This is a genomic window from Neorhizobium huautlense (assembly GCF_002968575.1).
GTDB lineage: Bacteria > Pseudomonadota > Alphaproteobacteria > Rhizobiales > Rhizobiaceae > Neorhizobium > Neorhizobium huautlense.
The window spans coordinates 93,703-111,811 of the sequence record NZ_PVBM01000011.1; the positions used below are offsets into that span (position 1 = coordinate 93,703).

13 protein-coding genes are annotated in these 18,109 nt (G+C 60.8%); 7 read left to right on the plus strand and 6 right to left on the minus strand.

Annotated elements, in window-relative coordinates; all coding sequences use genetic code 11:
* The first annotated feature begins 86 nt into the window (after window positions 1–86).
* Window positions 87–875, plus strand: coding sequence for a cell wall hydrolase (locus C5L12_RS14265; RefSeq protein ID WP_105372780.1), 789 nt, complete (start codon window positions 87–89; stop codon window positions 873–875).
* Between the two features lie 23 nt (window positions 876–898).
* On the opposite strand, the gene C5L12_RS14270 is transcribed toward C5L12_RS14265, so the two are convergent.
* Window positions 899–1,435 (minus strand): DUF2937 family protein, encoded by a 537-nt coding sequence (locus C5L12_RS14270; RefSeq protein ID WP_105372709.1) that lies wholly within the window; start codon window positions 1,433–1,435, stop codon window positions 899–901.
* A gap of 177 nt (window positions 1,436–1,612) precedes the next feature.
* Between C5L12_RS14270 and C5L12_RS14275 the strand changes: the two genes are divergently transcribed.
* A complete protein-coding gene (locus C5L12_RS14275) occupies window positions 1,613–2,143 on the plus strand; it encodes a hypothetical protein (protein WP_105372710.1) in 531 nt (176 codons plus the stop codon).
* Between the two features lie 6 nt (window positions 2,144–2,149).
* Here C5L12_RS14275 and C5L12_RS14280 read toward each other — a convergent pair whose 3' ends face one another.
* Window positions 2,150–3,367, minus strand: a complete 1,218-nt coding sequence (locus tag C5L12_RS14280; protein ID WP_105372711.1) for an FAD-dependent oxidoreductase — start codon at window positions 3,365–3,367, stop codon at window positions 2,150–2,152.
* A 134-nt stretch (window positions 3,368–3,501) separates the two neighbouring features.
* Between C5L12_RS14280 and dxr the strand changes: the two genes are divergently transcribed.
* Window positions 3,502–4,689, plus strand: a complete 1,188-nt coding sequence (dxr, locus tag C5L12_RS14285; RefSeq protein WP_105372712.1) for a 1-deoxy-D-xylulose-5-phosphate reductoisomerase — start codon at window positions 3,502–3,504, stop codon at window positions 4,687–4,689.
* A gap of 32 nt (window positions 4,690–4,721) precedes the next feature.
* On the opposite strand, the gene hemA is transcribed toward dxr, so the two are convergent.
* The 4 genes from hemA to C5L12_RS14305 form a co-directional block, all read right to left on the minus strand.
* Entirely contained in the window at window positions 4,722–5,936 is a 1,215-nt protein-coding gene (gene hemA, locus C5L12_RS14290) for a 5-aminolevulinate synthase (RefSeq protein WP_105372713.1), read from the minus strand.
* A 222-nt stretch (window positions 5,937–6,158) separates the two neighbouring features.
* The gene (locus C5L12_RS14295) at window positions 6,159–6,956 is read right to left on the minus strand and encodes an FAD binding domain-containing protein (RefSeq protein WP_105372714.1); all 798 of its coding nucleotides are present in this window, start codon (window positions 6,954–6,956) and stop codon (window positions 6,159–6,161) included.
* A 14-nt stretch (window positions 6,957–6,970) separates the two neighbouring features.
* Complete coding sequence (locus C5L12_RS14300) at window positions 6,971–9,316, minus strand: xanthine dehydrogenase family protein molybdopterin-binding subunit (RefSeq protein ID WP_105372715.1); 2,346 nt, start codon at window positions 9,314–9,316, stop codon at window positions 6,971–6,973.
* Window positions 9,317–9,433: 117 nt separating this feature from the next.
* On the minus strand, window positions 9,434–9,922 hold the full coding sequence (locus tag C5L12_RS14305) for a (2Fe-2S)-binding protein (RefSeq protein ID WP_105372716.1): 489 nt from the start codon (window positions 9,920–9,922) through the stop codon (window positions 9,434–9,436).
* A 290-nt stretch (window positions 9,923–10,212) separates the two neighbouring features.
* Here C5L12_RS14305 and C5L12_RS14310 point away from each other — a divergent pair, with 290 nt between their 5' ends.
* The 4 genes from C5L12_RS14310 to rocF all read left to right on the plus strand — a co-directional run bounded on the left by C5L12_RS14310 (window position 10,213) and on the right by rocF (window position 18,066).
* Window positions 10,213–10,476: a glycine zipper domain-containing protein gene (locus tag C5L12_RS14310; protein WP_105372717.1), complete on the plus strand. Its 264-nt coding sequence runs from the start codon at window positions 10,213–10,215 to the stop codon at window positions 10,474–10,476.
* Window positions 10,477–10,655: 179 nt separating this feature from the next.
* Complete coding sequence (locus C5L12_RS14315) at window positions 10,656–12,578, plus strand: autotransporter assembly complex protein TamA (RefSeq protein ID WP_105372718.1); 1,923 nt, start codon at window positions 10,656–10,658, stop codon at window positions 12,576–12,578.
* 29 nt (window positions 12,579–12,607) lie between these two features.
* Window positions 12,608–17,098: a translocation/assembly module TamB domain-containing protein gene (locus tag C5L12_RS14320; protein ID WP_105372719.1), complete on the plus strand. Its 4,491-nt coding sequence runs from the start codon at window positions 12,608–12,610 to the stop codon at window positions 17,096–17,098.
* Window positions 17,099–17,136: 38 nt separating this feature from the next.
* A complete protein-coding gene (gene rocF / locus C5L12_RS14325) occupies window positions 17,137–18,066 on the plus strand; it encodes an arginase (protein ID WP_105372720.1) in 930 nt (309 codons plus the stop codon).
* The last annotated feature ends 43 nt before the right edge of the window (window positions 18,067–18,109 follow it).

Sequence of the window (18,109 nt, forward strand, 5' to 3'; positions counted from 1 at the left end):
TATAGATTTGTCTTGATCGAATGCGGTGTTTGAGGCAAATCTTTCACGCCGAAATGATTTGTGAACATACGATGGCGGGGACGCTCATGGCGGCGATTGAATACTCCCTTTTTCGAAGGGCGGTTTTCCTAATCGGAATCGTTTTTCTGGCAGGTTGTACCTCGTCCCAGACCACGTCCGCGATCAAGAGCGAGACCGTCAAGACTTCCGCTCCCATTGGCAATATCCCGAAGAAGAAGCTCTACAATTACACGGCATCGGACCGTGAATGCCTGAAACGCGCCATGTATTTCGAATCGAAACGGTCGAGCCGAGACGGGCTGATGGCGGTCGGTACCGTGGTGATGAACCGCCTGACGTCGGTAGCTTATCCGGACACCATCTGCGGCGTTGTCGGTCAGGAAAGGCAGTTTGCACCCGGCGTGATGACGCGCCCACTCAAGGAACAGGCGGCGGTCGAGCTGGATGAGGCCGCTGACGCCATCCTTCGCGGCGAGCGCAATCCTCAAGTGAAGGAAGCGATGTTCTTTCATCGCGAGGGACTGAGATTTCCCTATGACAACATGCACTACGTCACCGTCGCCGGCGGGAATGCCTTCTACGAGAAACGCGGCGACGACGGCGAGTTGCAAACCCCCGCACCCAAGCCGGCGGATGAATATATCCTGAGCTTCGCGCCTCATCTTTCCACATCGCCGGCACTGATGGCCGTCAATGATGTCCAGCAGGCAAGCCTCGTGGCAGAAGCAGACGATCTGACGCTGCCGCTGCAAGCTCCCGTTCCGCTTCAACGACCGCAGCTCGCTAGCGTTTCGAGCACCCAGATGGTTATGGCGCCACCCGAAGTGTGGTCCCTTCCCGCGACAAGGAAGTGATTCGCAGCTTTTCGCGTGGGCGGTCAGAATACCGCAGCGGGGCCTTGCGAAATCCGCTTCGGTCGCGCCAGCCGCACCGTACCGCGACCGATCATGCCGAATAGAATTGCAGCCAGCCAAACGCAGAACAATCCCCCGCCCGCCCAGATCAAGCCTGCCATATCTACCGGTACCGCCGGAACGAAGTCGCGCCAGGCGTTGGCGAAAGTGGTGGAATCCGGCCGTTGCAGCACCACGAACGGCCTCCTCAGCGGCGGCGCAAGCATAAGCTCGTGCTGCTGCTCTGCCAGCATCTCATAACGCGCAAAAGTGCGCCGCATCGCCTCGCCCTGACGCCGGAGAAATGTCTCCGGCGAAGCGGAATAGATATTGAGCGCGGCCTGCCGATCCAGACCGGCATGATTGGCCTGGGCATCGAACTCGGAAATCAGGATCTTCAGTTCGTCCAGCGCCCCTCCGATCCTTTGCCGGTATTGCTGCGCGAATTCAGGGGCCTGCGAAAAGAAGATGCCGCCGAGGAGCGCCATCGCCATCGTTAACATTCTTCCCAGCATGAACATGACGGACCTCAAACCTCGCTTTCGTCTCAACGAGGCACAGGTTGAAAGGTTGCTCTCCTGCCTGTGGACATCCTCCGTAGCTGGCCGGCGCCGGATTGCATGAAAGGTTAACCGACCATAAAAATCCTGCTGCCGCATGTGGGGTAGCGGCAGATTACTCAAGGGGGCTGTCAATCAATGAAACTGAGTTTTTCCCGCGCGGCTGCGCTGGGTGTGCTGGCCGTTGTCATCGCCGGTTGCACGACGACCGAAGAAGCCAATAAGGCGATCCAGTCAAAATGGATCGGCCAGCCGGTCGATTCCTTCTTTACCTATTACGGCCCGCCGGTCTCTTCCTTTCCTTTGAATGACGGTGGTACGATCTATACTTGGGTCGGCGGTCAGACGACGCGTTATGTCCCAGCTCAATACCAGACACCGCAACCGGCCAACCAGGACGCCAACCGGGTCACCCGCACGACGACCGAGACGCACAAGAAGGCTGACGGAAGCACCGTCACGACCACCAAAAGCTCGTCTTTCGGCATTTCGGGTCAGCCGGTAGCGCCGCAGTTGGTTTCCCCGGCCCGCACGGAAGAACTCTTCTGCGAACTTCAGATCACCACCGGGCCGGACAAATCGATCCGCATGCTGCGCGCGACGAATGATACGGATGGCGAAGGCTTCAGCCTCTCGCGCTGCGCCGAGGTCATGGGCGTCAAGAAGTAGGCCACATCAGCGCGGCCGGACGTGTTCCATCCGGAAGCCGAGCCCGATCAGACGGCCGGCGAGATGGGCAAGTGCAGGCCAACGCGCGATGCTGCGGATGAAGGCGGGCGGGCCTTGGCGTTTCTGCTCGTCCGCCTGATCGCTGCGCCGGCTGCTGCGCATCATCAGTTGCAGTTTTTGCGTCGCCCTGGTGGGGAAGCTGCGGCGCTTCTCGACCGCCGCCAGATCTCCATCGGATAGACGGCTGTTGCGAAGGGGCTCGGATAGGATATTGGCGGCAGCGACCGCGTCCTGAATGGCCAGGTTGACGCCGACGCCGCCGATCGGCGACATGGCGTGGGCTGCATCGCCGATGCAGAGAAGGCCGGGACGCCACCACTGCTTCAGCCGATCGATCCGCACCGTCAGCAGGCTTGTGTCGTCGAAACTGCCGATTTCCTGCATGCGATCGGCCGGCAGCGGCGACACGTCGATCACCATCTGGCGGAAGGCCTCGAGACCTCTCTCGCGGATTTCCGCAAAAGCTCCGCGGCGGATGACATATCCGCACTGCCAATAATCGCCACGGTCGATCAGCACAAAACCCTGGCGCGGGCCGGCATGCCCCATTACCTGGTTCGGATCACCCGGCTGCTTGGAGAGTTTCATCCAGACGACTTCGCTCGGTATACCGAAACTCTCGACGGCAAGCCCGGCCTTTTCCCGCACCACGGAATTGCGGCCGTCCGCGCCGACGACCAGATGCGAATGAATATTGAACTTTCCTTCCGGCGTCTCGACTTCCAGGCCGACGACTTTGCCCCGCTCTTCCAGAATACCCGCCACCTTCGCCTGCATGATCAGTCGGAAGTTCGGGAAGTGCTGCGCCTGGGCAGCCATGAAATTCAGGAAATCCCATTGCGGCATGAAGGCGATGAAGCGGTTCCTGACCGGCAGGCGGGAAAAATCGGCAATCGTGACCGTCCGGCCGCCCATTTCCGCGGAAAGTCTTGGCGCCCGCGTATGCGGCAGCTTCAGAAACTCTTCTATGATCCCGAGCTCGTGCATGACCTCCAGCGTAGAGGGATGAATGGTGTCGCCCCGGAAGTCGCGAAGGAAATCACCGTGCTTTTCGACGACCGTGACATCCACGCCCGCTCGTGCCAGCAAGAAACCCAGCATCATCCCCGCCGGCCCTGCCCCTGCAATGACGCATGTCGTCTGGATGTCTCGCATCTGATTCATCGCTCTGTTTCACCCGAAAGCATGGAAAGCATCAAGCTGCACGTGGTCGCGGCCGGGCCTGAAATCAAGCCCGCTCTTGTGAGCCGCGACTTTCGCTTGTAGACCAGCGGCAGCTTAGTAAAACAGGAAAGATCATGGCCGAAACCGGCAAACGTCGCATCAGCATCCTCGGCTCGACAGGTTCGATCGGCGTCAACACGCTCGATGTGGTAGATCAGCTCGGCGGGCTCGACGCTTTTGAGGTCGTGGCAATCACCGGCAACGCCAATATCCCGCTTCTGGCCGCGCAGGCAAAAAGCTGCGGCGCCAAGTTTGCCGTGACCGCCGACGAAACGCATTATGCCGCATTGAAAGATGCGCTCTCCGGCACCGGCATCGAGATTGCGGCCGGCCGTGAGGCGTTGATCGAGGCAGGCGCGCGTCAATCCGACTGGGTCATGGCCGCGATCGTCGGCACCGCCGGCCTTGCTCCGACGCTGGCAGCTGCAAAACGGGGAGCCGATATCGCTCTCGCCAACAAGGAATGCCTCGTCTCGGCCGGCGAACTCTTCGTCGGAGCGGTTGCCGAAGGTGGCGGCCGGCTGATCCCCGTCGACAGCGAGCACAGTGCCATTTTTCAATCGCTGGAGGATGACCAGCATCACGCTGTCGAGCGCATCGTGCTGACGGCGTCCGGCGGTCCGTTCCGCACCTGGACGCGCGAACAGATGGCCGGCGTGACGGCCGAGGTCGCCCGTGCGCATCCCAATTGGTCGATGGGCCTGAAAATTTCGATCGGCAGCGCGTCGATGTTCAACAAGGCGTTGGAAATGATCGAGGCGAAACACCTTTTCAACCTTCGCCCCGACCAGATCGAAGTGATCGTGCATCCGCAGTCGGTGATCCACTCGATGGTGGGTTACACGGACGGCTCGGTACTCGCCCAACTCGGCTGCCCGGACATGCGCACCGCTATCGGTTATGCCCTGACCTACCCCGACCGTCCAACGCTGGATGTTCAGCGGCTGGATTTCGCCAAACTGGCGCGACTGGATTTCGAGGCTCCGGACGAAGTGCGTTTCCCGGCTCTCCGACTTGCCCGGACGGCACTGCAGCGCGGCGGCGTACAGGGGGCGGTCATGAACGCGGCAGAGGAAATCGCCTTCCATGCCTTCTGCGCAGGACGTATCGGCTTCCTGAGCATGGCGGATGTGGCCGAACAGGTGATGGATGTAATGCAGGGCCATGGAGCGGCACGCAGCATGGACGAGGTCTTTGCAGCCGATGACGAGGCAAGGCGCCGCGCCAGCGAAATCATCGCCGGAATGGAAATGGCCGCATAAGCGGCCATTCGTTTATCCAGACTTCAGATCGGTCAGGCGACGTGACGGGCGAGCGCGCAACGCGACCAGAGCTGGTGCAGCGAACCCACCAGATGCTCGATATCGGCATCCGAATGCAGCGGCGTCGGAGTGATGCGCAGGCGCTCGGTCTTGCGCGGCACCGTCGGATAGTTGATCGGCTGGACATAGATGTCGCAGGTGTCGAGCAGGATATCCGAGATCCATTTGCACTTTGCAGCATCGCCGACCATGACCGGCACGATGTGGCTCGGATTGTGCATATGCGGAATACCGCGCTGGTCGAGCAGCGTGCGCAGCTTGCGGACCCGATCCTGGTGGCGAACCCGCTCGAACGGGCTTGCCTTGAGATGCCGGATGGAGGCCAGCGCCCCGGCTGCCAGCGTCGGCGGAAGGGCGGTGGTGAAGATGAAGCCGGAGGCAAAGGACCGAATGAAGTCGCAGAGCGCGGCCGATGCGGCGATGTAACCGCCCATCACGCCGAACGCCTTGCCGAGCGTGCCTTCGATGACCGTCAGGCGATCCATCAGACCTTCGCGCTCGGCGATGCCGCCGCCGCGCGGGCCGTACATGCCGACGGCATGAACCTCATCGAGATAGGTCATCGCGCCGTATTTGTCGGCGAGATCACAGATTTCCTTGATGGGAGCGATATCGCCGTCCATCGAGTAGACGGATTCGAAAGCGATCAGCTTCGGCGCATTGGGATCCGCGGCCGCCAGCTTGGCTTCCAGATCGTTGAGATCATTGTGCTTCCAGATGACGCGCTCGCACTTGGCGTGCCGAATCCCCTCGATCATCGATGCGTGGTTCAGCGCATCGGAGAAAATGATAAGCCCCGGGATCTTCTGGCCAAGCGTGCCGAGCGTCGCCCAGTTCGACATATAGCCGGAATTGAAGATCAGGCCGGCTTCCTTGCCGTGCAGGTCTGCAAGCTCCTGCTCGAGAAGAACATGATAGTGAGTCGTACCAGAGATATTCCGGGTGCCTCCCGCACCCGCGCCACAGTGATCGATCGCCTCTTTCATCGCTTCGATCACGGCTGGATGCTGGCCCATGCCGAGATAGTCGTTGGAACACCAGACCGTAACTTCTCTCGGTCCATCCGGAGTATGGCGCGTCGCACGCGGAAAATTACCGCGATGTCGTTCGAGATCGGCGAACACACGATACCGTCCTTCCGTATGAAGGGCGTCCAGTTCGCTCTTGAAAAATGCCTCGAAATCCATGTCTCACTCCAGAACCTGCCTCGGTTTTGATTTCAGCCGCGCTTTTCGTCAACCCCGCCAAGCGCGAATAAAACCGACCTGCGGCAAAAAGGCCCGTTTTTTTGAATTATTCCAAGGAGAACCTAAGCGATATCGAAAGCGTGATAATTGATCCACGTCAAGTAACGAGGAGAAGAGCGGCTTGGTCTCCTCTCCTCGCTGATTTTCCCGCCTTGATTCGCCTCAGCCGGCTGCAGCGATTGCCCTCTTTGCCATGACTTTCACGAGGTTTGCCCGGTATTCTGCATTCGCATGCAGATCCGACAACAGGTTGGACGAGTCGACGGAAACGTTTGCCAACGCATCGGCCGACCAGTTGGAGGCAAGAGCCTGCTCGAAGCCCGGATGACGAAATACCCCATCCGAGCCTGCGCCGGTGACCGCCACACGTACACCTGAAGCCGTCTTCGCGACAAAGACGCCGGTCATCGCAAACCGTGAAGCCGGATTGTTGAACTTGGCATAACCTGCCTTTTCCGGCGCGTCGAACGTGACGGCCGTCACCATCTCTCCTTCCTCCAATGCAGTCTCGAAGAGACCGACGAAGAAATCGTCGGCAGAGAGCGAGCGGCGGTCGGTGACGATGGTGGCGCCGAGTCCGAGCAGACCGGCCGGATAGTCAGCAGCCGGATCGTTATTGGCAATCGAGCCGCCGATGGTTCCCATATGGCGCACATGCGGATCGCCGATATGGCTGGCGAGATCGCAAATGGCCGGGCACAGGGCGCGAAGGTCCCGCGAGGCGGCGACATCCGCATGCGGCGTCGCGGCCCCGATCTTCACCCGGCGGCCTTCGATCGAAATTCCGCGAAGCGCCGGAATGTGGCGAAGGTCGATCAGATCGCTTGGCGCGGCAAGCCGCTGCTTCATGGTCGAGATCAGCGTCATACCGCCGGAAAGGTATTTACCTTCCTCATGGGCGGACCGAAGCTGGACGGCATCTTCCACGGAAGAAGCGCGATGATAGCTGGTTGCATACATATCTCTCTTCCTCCTCAGTGAGCCGCGTGCATTGCCTGCCACACCTTCATCGAAGTGGCGGGCATCGTGAGCCTGTTGGTGCCGATCGCATCCGTGATCGCGTTGATTAGGGCCGGAGGTGAGCCGATCGCACCGGCCTCGCCGCAACCCTTGATACCGAGCGGATTGCTGGGACATGGCGTATTCTGGTGCGACAGCTTGAACGACGGCAGGTCGTCGGCCCGCGGCATGGCGTAATCCATGAAGCTTGCGGTCAGAAGCTGGCCGTTCTCATCATAATGAACGCCTTCGAGCAGCGCCTGGCCGATCCCCTGCGCCAGTCCGCCATGCACCTGTCCCTCGACGATCAGCGGGTTGATGATATTGCCGAAGTCGTCGGCAGCCACGAACTGGATGATGTCCGTTTCGCCGGTTTCCGGATCCACTTCCACTTCCGCAATGTAGCAGCCGGCCGGGAAGGTGAAGTTGGACGGATCATAGAAGGCCGTTTCTTTCAGCCCCGGCTCCATGCCCGACGGCAGGTTATGGGCGGTATAGGCGGCCAGTGCCACCTGGAACCAGGGGAGCGTCTTGTCGGTGCCGGCGATCTTGAGTTCGCCGTTTTCGATGACGATGTCGCTCTCGTCCGCCTCCATTAGGTGGGCCGCGATCTTCTTCGCCTTGGCCTCGACCTTGTCGAGCGCCTTGACGATGGCCGACATGCCGACTGCGCCGGAGCGCGAGCCATAGGTGCCCATACCCATCTGCACCTTGTCCGTGTCGCCATGGACGATGTTGATGCTTTCGATCGGCACACCGAGACGGCTGGCTACAAGCTGCGCGAAGGTGGTCTCGTGACCCTGGCCATGGCTATGCGATCCCGTCAACACCTCGATCGTGCCGACCGCATTGACACGCACTTCGGCCGATTCCCAGAGGCCGACGCCGGCGCCTAATGAACCCACCGCAGCGGATGGAGCGATACCGCAGGCTTCGATATAGCAGCTCATGCCGATGCCGCGTTTTTTGCCGCGCGCTTGCGCCTCCGATCGCCGGGTAGCAAACCCGCTCCAGTCGGCCGCCTGCATGGCGGCATCGAGCGAAGCCTCATAGTTGCCGGCGTCGTAGTTCATGATGACTGGCGTCTGGTAGGGGAAGGACCGGATGAAATTCTTCCGCCGAAGTTCCGCCGGCGAGAGCCCAAGCTCACGGGCTGCCGTCTCCATGGTCCGTTCGAGCAGGTAGGTCGCCTCGGGTCGGCCCGCGCCACGATAGGCATCAACAGGCACCGTATTGGTGTAGACGGTGCGCACGTTGGCGTGGATTGCCGGGATCGCGTATTGCCCGGAGAGCAGCGTCGCATAGAGATAGGTCGGCACGGCCGAGGAGAAGAGCGACATATAGGCGCCGAGGTTGGCGATCGTGTCGACCTTCAGCGCAGTGATCCGGTGATCTGCATCGAAAGCCATCTTGACCTTGGAGATATGGTCGCGGCCATGGGCATCGGTCAGGAAGGCCTCGGTGCGGTCCGATGTCCATTTTACCGGCACGTTTGTCTTCTTGGACGCCCAGAGACAGACGATCTCTTCGGGGTAGATATAGATCTTGGAGCCGAAGCCGCCGCCGACATCCGGCGCGATGACCCGCAGCTTGTTTTCCGGAGCAACGTTATAAAAGGCGCTCATCACCAGGCGCGCCACATGTGGATTCTGGCTGGTGGTGTAGCAGGTATAGTGATCTTCGGCCGAATCGTAGATGCCAAGTGTCGCACGCGGCTCCATCGGGTTCGGCGAAAGACGGTTGTTGACGATGTCGATCTCGGTCACATGCGCAGCCGCGGCGATCGCCCTGTCTGCCGCATCGGGATCACCGATCTGCCAGTCGTAGATGAGATTGCCGGGAGCTTCGGGGTGGATTTGGGGAGCGCCTGCCTGCATGGCGGCGGCAACATCCGCCACCGCAGGCAGCACTTCGTAATCGATAACGACGGCTTCGGCCGCATCCCTTGCCTCCCCGGAAGAGTCCGCCACCACGATCGCTATGGCATCGCCGACATAACGTACCGTATCGACGGCCAGCGGACGCCACGCGCCCATCTTCATCGGCGACCCGTCCTTCGAATGGATCATCCAGCCGCAGATGAGGTTGCCTATGCCGTCGGCCTGAAGCTGCCTGCCATCCAGCACATCGATGACGCCGGGCATGGATTTCGCGGCACTGACGTCGATGTTCACGATCTTGGCATGCGCATGCGGGCTGCGGACGAAATAGGCATATTTCATGCCGGGAACGGTCATGTCATCCGTGTAGCGGCCCTTGCCGGTCAGGAAGCGCTTGTCCTCCTTGCGGGTTACGCGTGCTCCGATTCCTTCAACACCCATTTTCATCTCCTTCAGAAATGAATGAATAGCGAATTAGCAATTTATCGCGCGAGGAAGTGCGAGCGGCGGCACCCCTGAAGGAGCCGGAAGCCGCATCACTACTCCAATCCGACGTCGTTATTCCGCAGCTTGTCGACCCGACGCCATTTCAGCATCGGCGGCCAGGATGGCCTTGACGATATTGTGGTAGCCGGTGCACCGACAGATATTGCCGTCGAGCTCCGCCCGGACCTTCTCCTCAGTCAGGCTGCCGCCATGGCGGTTGATCATGTCGACCGCGGTCATCACCATGCCGGGCGTACAAAAGCCGCATTGCAGTCCGTGATGCTCTTTGAACGCCGCCTGGACGGGATGCAATTCGCTTTGACCGGCGAGACCCTCGATCGTCGTGATCGTGGAGCCTGAGGCCTGCACGGCCAAGATGGAACAGCTTTTGACCGAACGGCCGTCCATATGGATAACGCACGCGCCGCATTGGGTCGTGTCGCATCCCACATGCGTTCCAGTCAAACCAAGCTTTTCGCGGATGAAATGCACGAGCAGCGTGCGGTCTTCGCACTCGCCGCTCATCGTGCGGCCATTCACGGTCAGCGTCACTTTCGTCATCGATTTCCTCCTCGTATCCCTCCCGGACACGCAGAACATCATTTGCTCTTTTGCCGCGAGGATCAACTGCTACTTTCCACGGGATCGGCAATTATTTGATCCTCGATTCCGGTAAGGGAACCCGGGTAAGCACCCGCGAAGCAAGGAAAAAATCGGGAACCTCGACAAGCCCCGGTATGGACTCCTGCGCGCTCCGCTTTATTGTTCCCGCCGATGGCTGCCGGGCGACTGACCGAGGCAAATGCCCAATCGTGTCGACAGCCGGGTCACAAGAAAACAAGGAGGAAGTCATGAAGAAGGCCATGGTGCTTTTGATGGTGGGTGTATCCCTCGCGAGCTGCACTGCCACCGAACAGGGGGCCGGCATCGGCGCCGCATCCGGCGCCGTAATCGGTGGGCTTGCAACCGGCAACGTACGTGGCGCCGCTGTCGGGGCAGCGATCGGCGGCGTTTCGGGTGCACTGATCGGCTCAGTCGCCGAACAGCCGGGCCAATGCTACTACCGCGACCGTTACGGTCGGCGCTATGTTGACGATTGCCCGCGCCGCTATTGAACAAGCGTCCGTAGGAACCAAGGCTGTGGCCCCGGAGCAATTTCCGGGGCTTATTCTTTCATGAAATCATCACGAAAGGCAGACAAGGGGTACCCCGTCTCCTCTTTTGCGGTTAGATAGGTTTCTTTGTCGGGGGCTATGAGGGCCTTCCGCCGGGGAAGCGACAGTTAAATTTGCGTATGCGGAACAAAGGCACTGGGCGGATGAAAGACCCGAGGGTGAAGGCAGCAGGCACCGTTCTGCTGGCGGCGGCCCTCCTGTTCTGTCCGCCGCTTGCGGGGAGTGCATACGCATTCAAGATTTTCGGCATAACGCTCTTTGGCGACAACGAGGATACCGTCGAAGTCATCGATCCCGTCCGCTACGATGCGACCCTGCAGACCGGAGATGCGGACAAGGACCTCAAGGAGCGGCTTGAAAACGCTGCTTCGCTTGTCACCGATGAGAAACAGCCCGTTTCGGGCGATCTTGGCGTCGTGATCAAGGCGCGCGAGGATCGCAAGCGCCTCATCGCGGTGCTTTTCGAGGAGGCCCGCTACGGCGGCATCGTACAGATTTCTATTGCTGGCACCGACATCGACCGCTTGCCGCCCAATCCCGCCTTCGATCACTCCGCTCCGGTTCCCGTTGCCGTGCGTGTCGATCCCGGCCCGGTGTTCAAGCTCGGCTCGGCCCGTTTCGAAGGCGATGCGGTGGGGCGGGATCCGGAAAAGTATGACCTTGTGCCGGGCGGCGAAGCCGGCTCGCGCCTCATTCTCAAGGCCGGCGAGCAACTTCTTGTCGACCTAAAAAACGAGGGGCGTCCGCTCGCCAGGCTGACAGACCGGAAGGTAACCGCCGATCACAGGACAAAAACGATCGACGTGGTGATGGGCGCCGTCGGTGGACCTGTGGCTCCTTTTGGAGAAGTCGCGGTCAAGGGATCGCGGACCGTCGATGCCGCCTTCATCAGCCGCTATTCGCGGCTGGACAAACGCGAACGCTATTCGCCCGAACAGTTGAAGAAGGCTTCCGAGCGCCTGCGCGAGCTCGGCGTCTTTTCCAGCGTGACGATCCGCGAGGCCGACGCGCTGGCTCCCGACGGATCGCTGCCGCTGACGATCGAAATTTCCGAGGGCAAACACCGTTATTTTGGCTTCGGCGCGGAATATTCCTCGATCGACGGCGCAGGCCTGGAAGGCTACTGGGGGCATCGCAACCTGTTCGGTGAGGCGGAATCGCTGCGCATCGAGGGATCGGTCTCCGGAATCGGCGCGACGACCGACGTCAGCACCTTCAATTATTCGGCCGGTATCATCTTCACCAAGCCCGGAGCTTTCGTGCCGGAAGCTACCTTCGAATCCCGTCTGGAAGCGAAGAGCGAGACACCCGACGTCTATGAGGCGCAATCGGTCACCTATTCGGCCACCATCGCCTATGAGCTCAATGAGACGGACAAGCTGACCGGCGGTGGCGAGGTGGCGTGGATCAACACCGATGACGCCTTCGGCAAGAACCAGTATGTCACCCTCAGCGTGCCGCTGAGCTTCGAACGCGATGCCCGCGACAACAAGCTCGATCCGACCGAAGGCTATCATGCCACGCTTGCGGCGAAACCGAGCTACGAAGTTCTCGACGGAACCATCTTCTCCTCGTTCGAAGGCTCGATCTCCGGCTATCTCGGCTTCGGAGAGGAGGACGGCATCGTGCTTGCAGGCCGTCTGGCCGCAGGAACGCTTGTGGGCGGCGACGGTCTTGAAACTATTCCGGCGACGCGCAGATTCTTCGCCGGAGGCGGAGGATCGGTGCGCGGCTATGCTTATCGCGAAATCTCCCCCTACAACAGCGCCGGCGAAGCCACCGGCGGGCGATCTTATGCACTTGGATCTTTCGAAGTGAGGGTAAAAGTGTCAGAGAAGGTGGGCATTGTACCGTTTATCGACGTCGGCACTGTTTCGACCGGAATCGTGCCTGATTTTTCTGATATTCGTGCTGGTGCAGGGATCGGCGTAAGATATGCCACGCCTTTCGGGTCGCTTCGGCTGGACGTTGCAACTCCACTGCAACGGTATGACGGCGGCAGCCAATACGGTATTTATGCAGGCATCGGGCAGGCATTCTGAGAGGCTTTTGGAAAGGTGAAGTTGCAGGCATGACGCTGATGGTTCGCCTGTTGAAATGGATCTTGAAGGCTGCGCTTGGCGCGGTCGCGATCCTGTTCGTCATGGCCTTGGGCGTTGTCCTGTTCGTTGCGCTGACGCCGGTGGGCGGACGCGTTGCTGCCGATCGCATTTCCTCGATCGTCTCCACCCCCGATCGCGAGATTACGTTTTCGCGGCCGGAAGGTCTGCTGACGGGCAACTTGCGGCTCGATACGATCACGCTTTCCGATGATGCCGGCCCTTATGCTCAGATTGGCGGAATAAACGTCGACTGGTCGCCGACGGCGCTGGTCACCGGCGTTTTCCGCGCCGAGCGCATCTCCGCAGAGACCGTCAATCTGATTAGGCCGCCGAGACCGTCGAAAGCGACAACACAACCGAGTTCCGGTTCATCCGGCTCACCGCTTCCGGTGGGAGTCCGGGTTGCGCAGATCGACTTGCCCGACATCAATCTCTCGCAAGCGCTCTCGGGCAGGGATTTTTCCTTGTCTGTCAAAGGCTCGATCGACGCCACCGGGCCGGATATTTCCCTGGATCTGCAAGCGACGCGAAAGGATGAGCCGGATGCCAAGGCCTTTGCCGATGTGGTCTATGCACCGTCGGAAAACCGCCTGACGCTGAAAGCATCTGTCGCTGAACCGCAAGGCGGCTTGCTCGCTCGCCTCCTGCGGCTTCCGGGCGCTCCGGCCGTTCAACTGGCGTTGGACGGCGAAGGCCCGCTTTCCGATTGGGCCGGCAAGCTGCAGGGCAATGTCGCCGGAGTACCGGTGATCGCCGTCAACGGCACTCACAAACTGGTAGAGAACGGCAGGCATAGAGTGGAGATCACCGGTGGTGGTCAGCTTGCAACTCTCTTGCCTCCCGCATTTCGCCAGTTGTTCGGCGGAACAACAGACATCAACATCGCCGCCATCTACGCTCCATCGGGCCGCATCGATATCGAACGGGGCGACCTGACGTCCGGAACGGTCAGGATGACGGCCAAGGGCGCCTGGGATCCGACAGGCGACAACAGCCTGACCGCAGGCCTTGTCGGTGTGAACGGTCCTGCCGATTTCGTCTGGCCGATCAACGGCGAAGAAAGCCGTTTCTCTTTCGAAAGCATAAACTTCACCTTGACGGGCGCGGCCTCTTCCGCACGCTTTAATGCAACGGCAGCGCTGAGTGCCGCCGAATTGCCGCAGGGCCGTTTCGGGCAGATCCGCCTGCAGGCCGAAAGCGAGGATCTCAACCTTCTCGACCGATCGGGCAGCATCCGTAGCCGCCTGACGGTTGCCCGGACGGACTTTACGAGCGACGATCTGGATCGGATCGTTCGCGGCCCCCTCACGCTCGATGCCCCCCTGCGTCTCGCCCCGCCGGCGATCGGCCTTGATGCCGCGACCTTCGACAGCGCCAATGTCAACGGTACCCTTTCCGGCGCCTACGACACCTCAAAGCAGGCCGTAACCGGCAATTTCCGCATTTTCGCCAATCCGGCGGTGCTGCCGCCGTCTTTGGTATCCAAGTTCGAAGGCAAGCTGTCGGCCGAAGGTTATGTCAATGTCGTCAACGGCGGCCGCGTGAGCCTTGAAAACTTCGTGATGCGGTCGAACGCGGTCGAGGCGAACGGCAACATTCTGTTGGAAGACCGGAAGATCTCCGGCCGGCTTGCCGGTCGCGTGCCGGATCTGCGGCGCTGGTTGCCGGAGGCGGAAGGGGCCGCAGGCTTCGACATTGCCGCCAACGGCCCACTGAGCGCAATGGCGGTGAAGGCCGTCATCAATTCTGCAGAAGCGCGGCTTGTCGGTCGCAAGCTTCAGGATATGAGTCTTGTCTTCGATGGCACCGTCGACCCCAACGCGCCGAAGGGCAGGCTGGCGGCCACCGGCTCGCTCGACAGTCAGCCGATCCGGGTGAATGCCGATATCGCGTCGGCGGAAGGACGTACCAGCGCGCAGGCCATCAATGCCGAGGTGGGTCCGAACAAGCTCACCGGCGCCTTGAACTTCTCGCAAGGCTTCCTGCCGGAAGGTCAACTTACATTTGACTTCCCGGATGTCGCGTTGCTTGCGGCACTCGCCGCCCAGCAGGCTCAAGGCGATCTTCGCGGCACCATTGTCTTCAGCAACACGGATAACCGGGCCGGCGCCGTTATCCGGGCGTCCGGCAGCGGGCTTCGTCGCGGCTCGCTCCAGATTTCCCAACCGAATATCGATCTCGCCATCCCCGACATCAAGGCAATCGCCGCAGAGGGCACTGTTCGAGCCACCCGCCTTGGCGCCGGTTCGGTCGGCGTAGACGATATCAATCTCGATGTCCGCCATGGCGACAATAGGACGAGCTTCAACCTTGCCGCCCGGTATGACAATGCGCCGCTCAACGCTGTCGGAGACGTTCAAACCGGAAAAGACATTTCGGTCGGCATCGAGAGCTTCACGGCCTCGCCGCGCAATATCCCAATCCGGCTCGAGCAGCCAACCCGCATCGCCATCGCAAATGGCAGTGCGAACCTCTCCGGGCTGACGCTCGCGACCGGCAACGGCAGCGTTACTGTCAATGGTTCTGCAGGGACAGTGCTGGATCTGACGGCCAACATCAAGGCTCTGCCTGCCAGCCTGCTGAATACGTTCGTACCGACGATCAACGCTGCGGGAGTGATTACCGGCACCATCAACGCGACCGGGTCCACGTCGGCCCCGGCTATCCGTTATGATTTAGAATGGAGTGATGCACAGCTTCGCCAGATGCGCGATGCTGGCATCAGTCCTTTTCGTGTGGCAGCCAGTGGAAGCTTCGCTAACGGGACAGTCACGTTAGACGCCACCCGCCTGACCGGCTCCGGCGGCCTGGACCTCTCTGCAACCGGCCGCGTCCTTCTTCAAAACGGCGTTCCTGCCCTCGATATAAACGCCCGCGCCAATGCGGTGCCGGCGGAACTCGTCAACGCCTTTGCACCCGGCCTCGGCGCCCGCGGAACGATTTCCGGCACGGTTGCGACGACAGGTACGCCCGAGGCGCCGGCCGTTCGTTATGACCTTCGCTGGGCCAATGCCGGCGTGAGCCAGACCGCATCGGCCGGCATCTCTGCGCTCGACGTCACCGCCGCCGGCACGTTCGAAAAGGGCACGGTGACACTGGATACCCGACTTACCGGTGGAGGCGGCATCTCGCTCTCCGGCGGCGGCTCCGTTTCGCTGGCCGGGGAAAAACCTCTGAACCTGAAGTTCAACGGCAAGCTGCCTTTCTCCATCCTCTCCGGCCAACTTGCCGCCCAGGGTTTTGTGCTCGAAGGCACCGGCAATGTTGACCTGGCAATTGGCGGCACCGCGGCGGCGCCCAACGTCACTGGCACGGCGACCGCGTCAGGCGCGCGGTTCATCGACGTACGACGCAATCTTGCCATTTCCGACCTTGCCGCCAATGTTTCCTTTGATGGCGCCAGAGCCAATATCTCGCGTTTGTCCGGAAAGCTGTCGGGAGGAGGAACGATATCGGCAGAGGGTTCCGTCGGCATCACACCCGATTCCGGCTTTCCGGCCGATCTGAGAATTACCCTAGCCCAGGCGACCTATGCGGACGGCGCGTTGTTTGCCGCGACCGCCGATGGCGCCCTGACCGTTACCGGCCCCCTGACATCCGGCCCCGTTCTCGGAGGCAGGATCACCTTGACCAAGGCGGCGATTACCGTACCCGCCAGACTGCCCACATCGCTTGCCGAAGTCGACATTCGCCATCGCAACGCTCCGCCGGACGTTCTTCGACAAATGGAGAAACTGCGTCCGAAGGGTCCGAAAGGCAGTTCGAATCCGATCGAGCTGAACCTCCAGATCAGCGCGCCCAACGGCATCTTTGTGCGAGGCCGCGGGATCGACGCAGAGCTTGGCGGCGATATTAACATCACAGGCACTGCAATAGCGCCCATCGTTTCCGGCGGCTTCGAGATGCGCCGCGGCCGGATCGTCATCCTGGCCAAGCGGCTCGACTTCACCGATGGCGATATCACATTTGGCGGTGGTTTGATTCCGGTTCTCAACATGGAAGCAAGCACAACCTCCGCCCAGACGACGATCACGGTAAAGGTCACGGGCGTGGCGAACGACCCGAACATCGCCTTCTCGTCCGCCCCGGCCCTCCCGCAGGACGAGGTGCTGGCCCGCCTGATCTTCGGGCAGTCGATGTCGCGGCTTTCGCCGTTGCAGATTGCTCAGCTGGCCGACGCTGTCACCCAGCTTGCCGGCGGCGGCTCCACCTCTCTCCTCGAGACGCTGCGCAGCAACCTTGGCGTTGACGACCTGGACATTAATACCGACGAGACGGGCCAGACCACCGTCTCGGTCGGCCGCTACATCAACAACCGAACCTATGTGCAGATCGAACAGGGCGGATCGGGCGGAGCCCAGGCCACGATCAACCTCGATGTCGGTCGGGGCGTGAAGCTCAAGGCCGGCGCCGGCACCGAAGGCGGCAAGGCCGGCATCTTCTACGAGCACGAATACTGACTTCACCCACCGCTTCAAGCCTGCTTCAGGAGAAAAGCATGATCTCCAAAGATATCACTTTGATTGGCGTTCCGCTGGAAGAAGGCTCCGGCCGCGGCGGCTGCGCCATGGGTCCGGCTGCCTTCCGGCTGGCTGGCATCATAAAAGCCTTGGAAGGTCTCGGTTTTCGGGTCGAAGACAGCGGCGACTTGAGGCCGGAACCCGCGGCTGACCTTGGCGAACGACAGGACGCCAAAAACCTTCCCGTCGTCGGTGCCTTCACCCAGATGCTGGAGGGCCGCACCTATGACAAGGCCATGGCCGGCTTCATTCCCGTGATCATGGGTGGGGATCACAGCCTGTCGATGGGAAGCGTATCGGGCATGGCACGTTATGCCGATAAAGTTGGCCGGCCGCTTTACGTCCTCTGGCTCGATGCCCACGCGGATTTCAATACGCCGGAAACCTCTCCCTCTGGCAATATTCACGGCATGCCCGTTGCTTTCTTTACCGGGCAGGCGGAGTTCGCACCCATCCTGGATCGAAACCGGCCCCTGGTGGACCCGCGCAACGTTTTCCAGGTCGGCATCCGCTCCGTCGATGAAATAGAACGAAAGCTCATCGCCCGGCATGGCGTCAATGTTTTCGACATGCGAGCGATTGACGAGCATGGCATTGCAGCGATCATGCGGCAGGTCATCGATACCGTCAGTGCCGCCAATGGCCTTCTGCACGTCAGTCTCGATGTCGATTTTCTCGATCCGGATATTGCGCCAGGTGTTGGTACGACCGTGCCAGGCGGCGCCACCTTCCGGGAGGCGCACCTGATCATGGAAATGCTGCATGATACGGGGCTTGTCGCATCGGTGGACCTGGTCGAACTCAACCCGTTCCTGGATGACCGCGGCAAGAGTGCGCGCATCATGGTGGAACTTACGGCAAGCCTTTTCGGCCGGCGGGTCTTGGATCGTCCGACGCGCTCCGGTTAATTCCGGCAGACGACAATCCAAGAAGAAAATTGACAATAGCCAT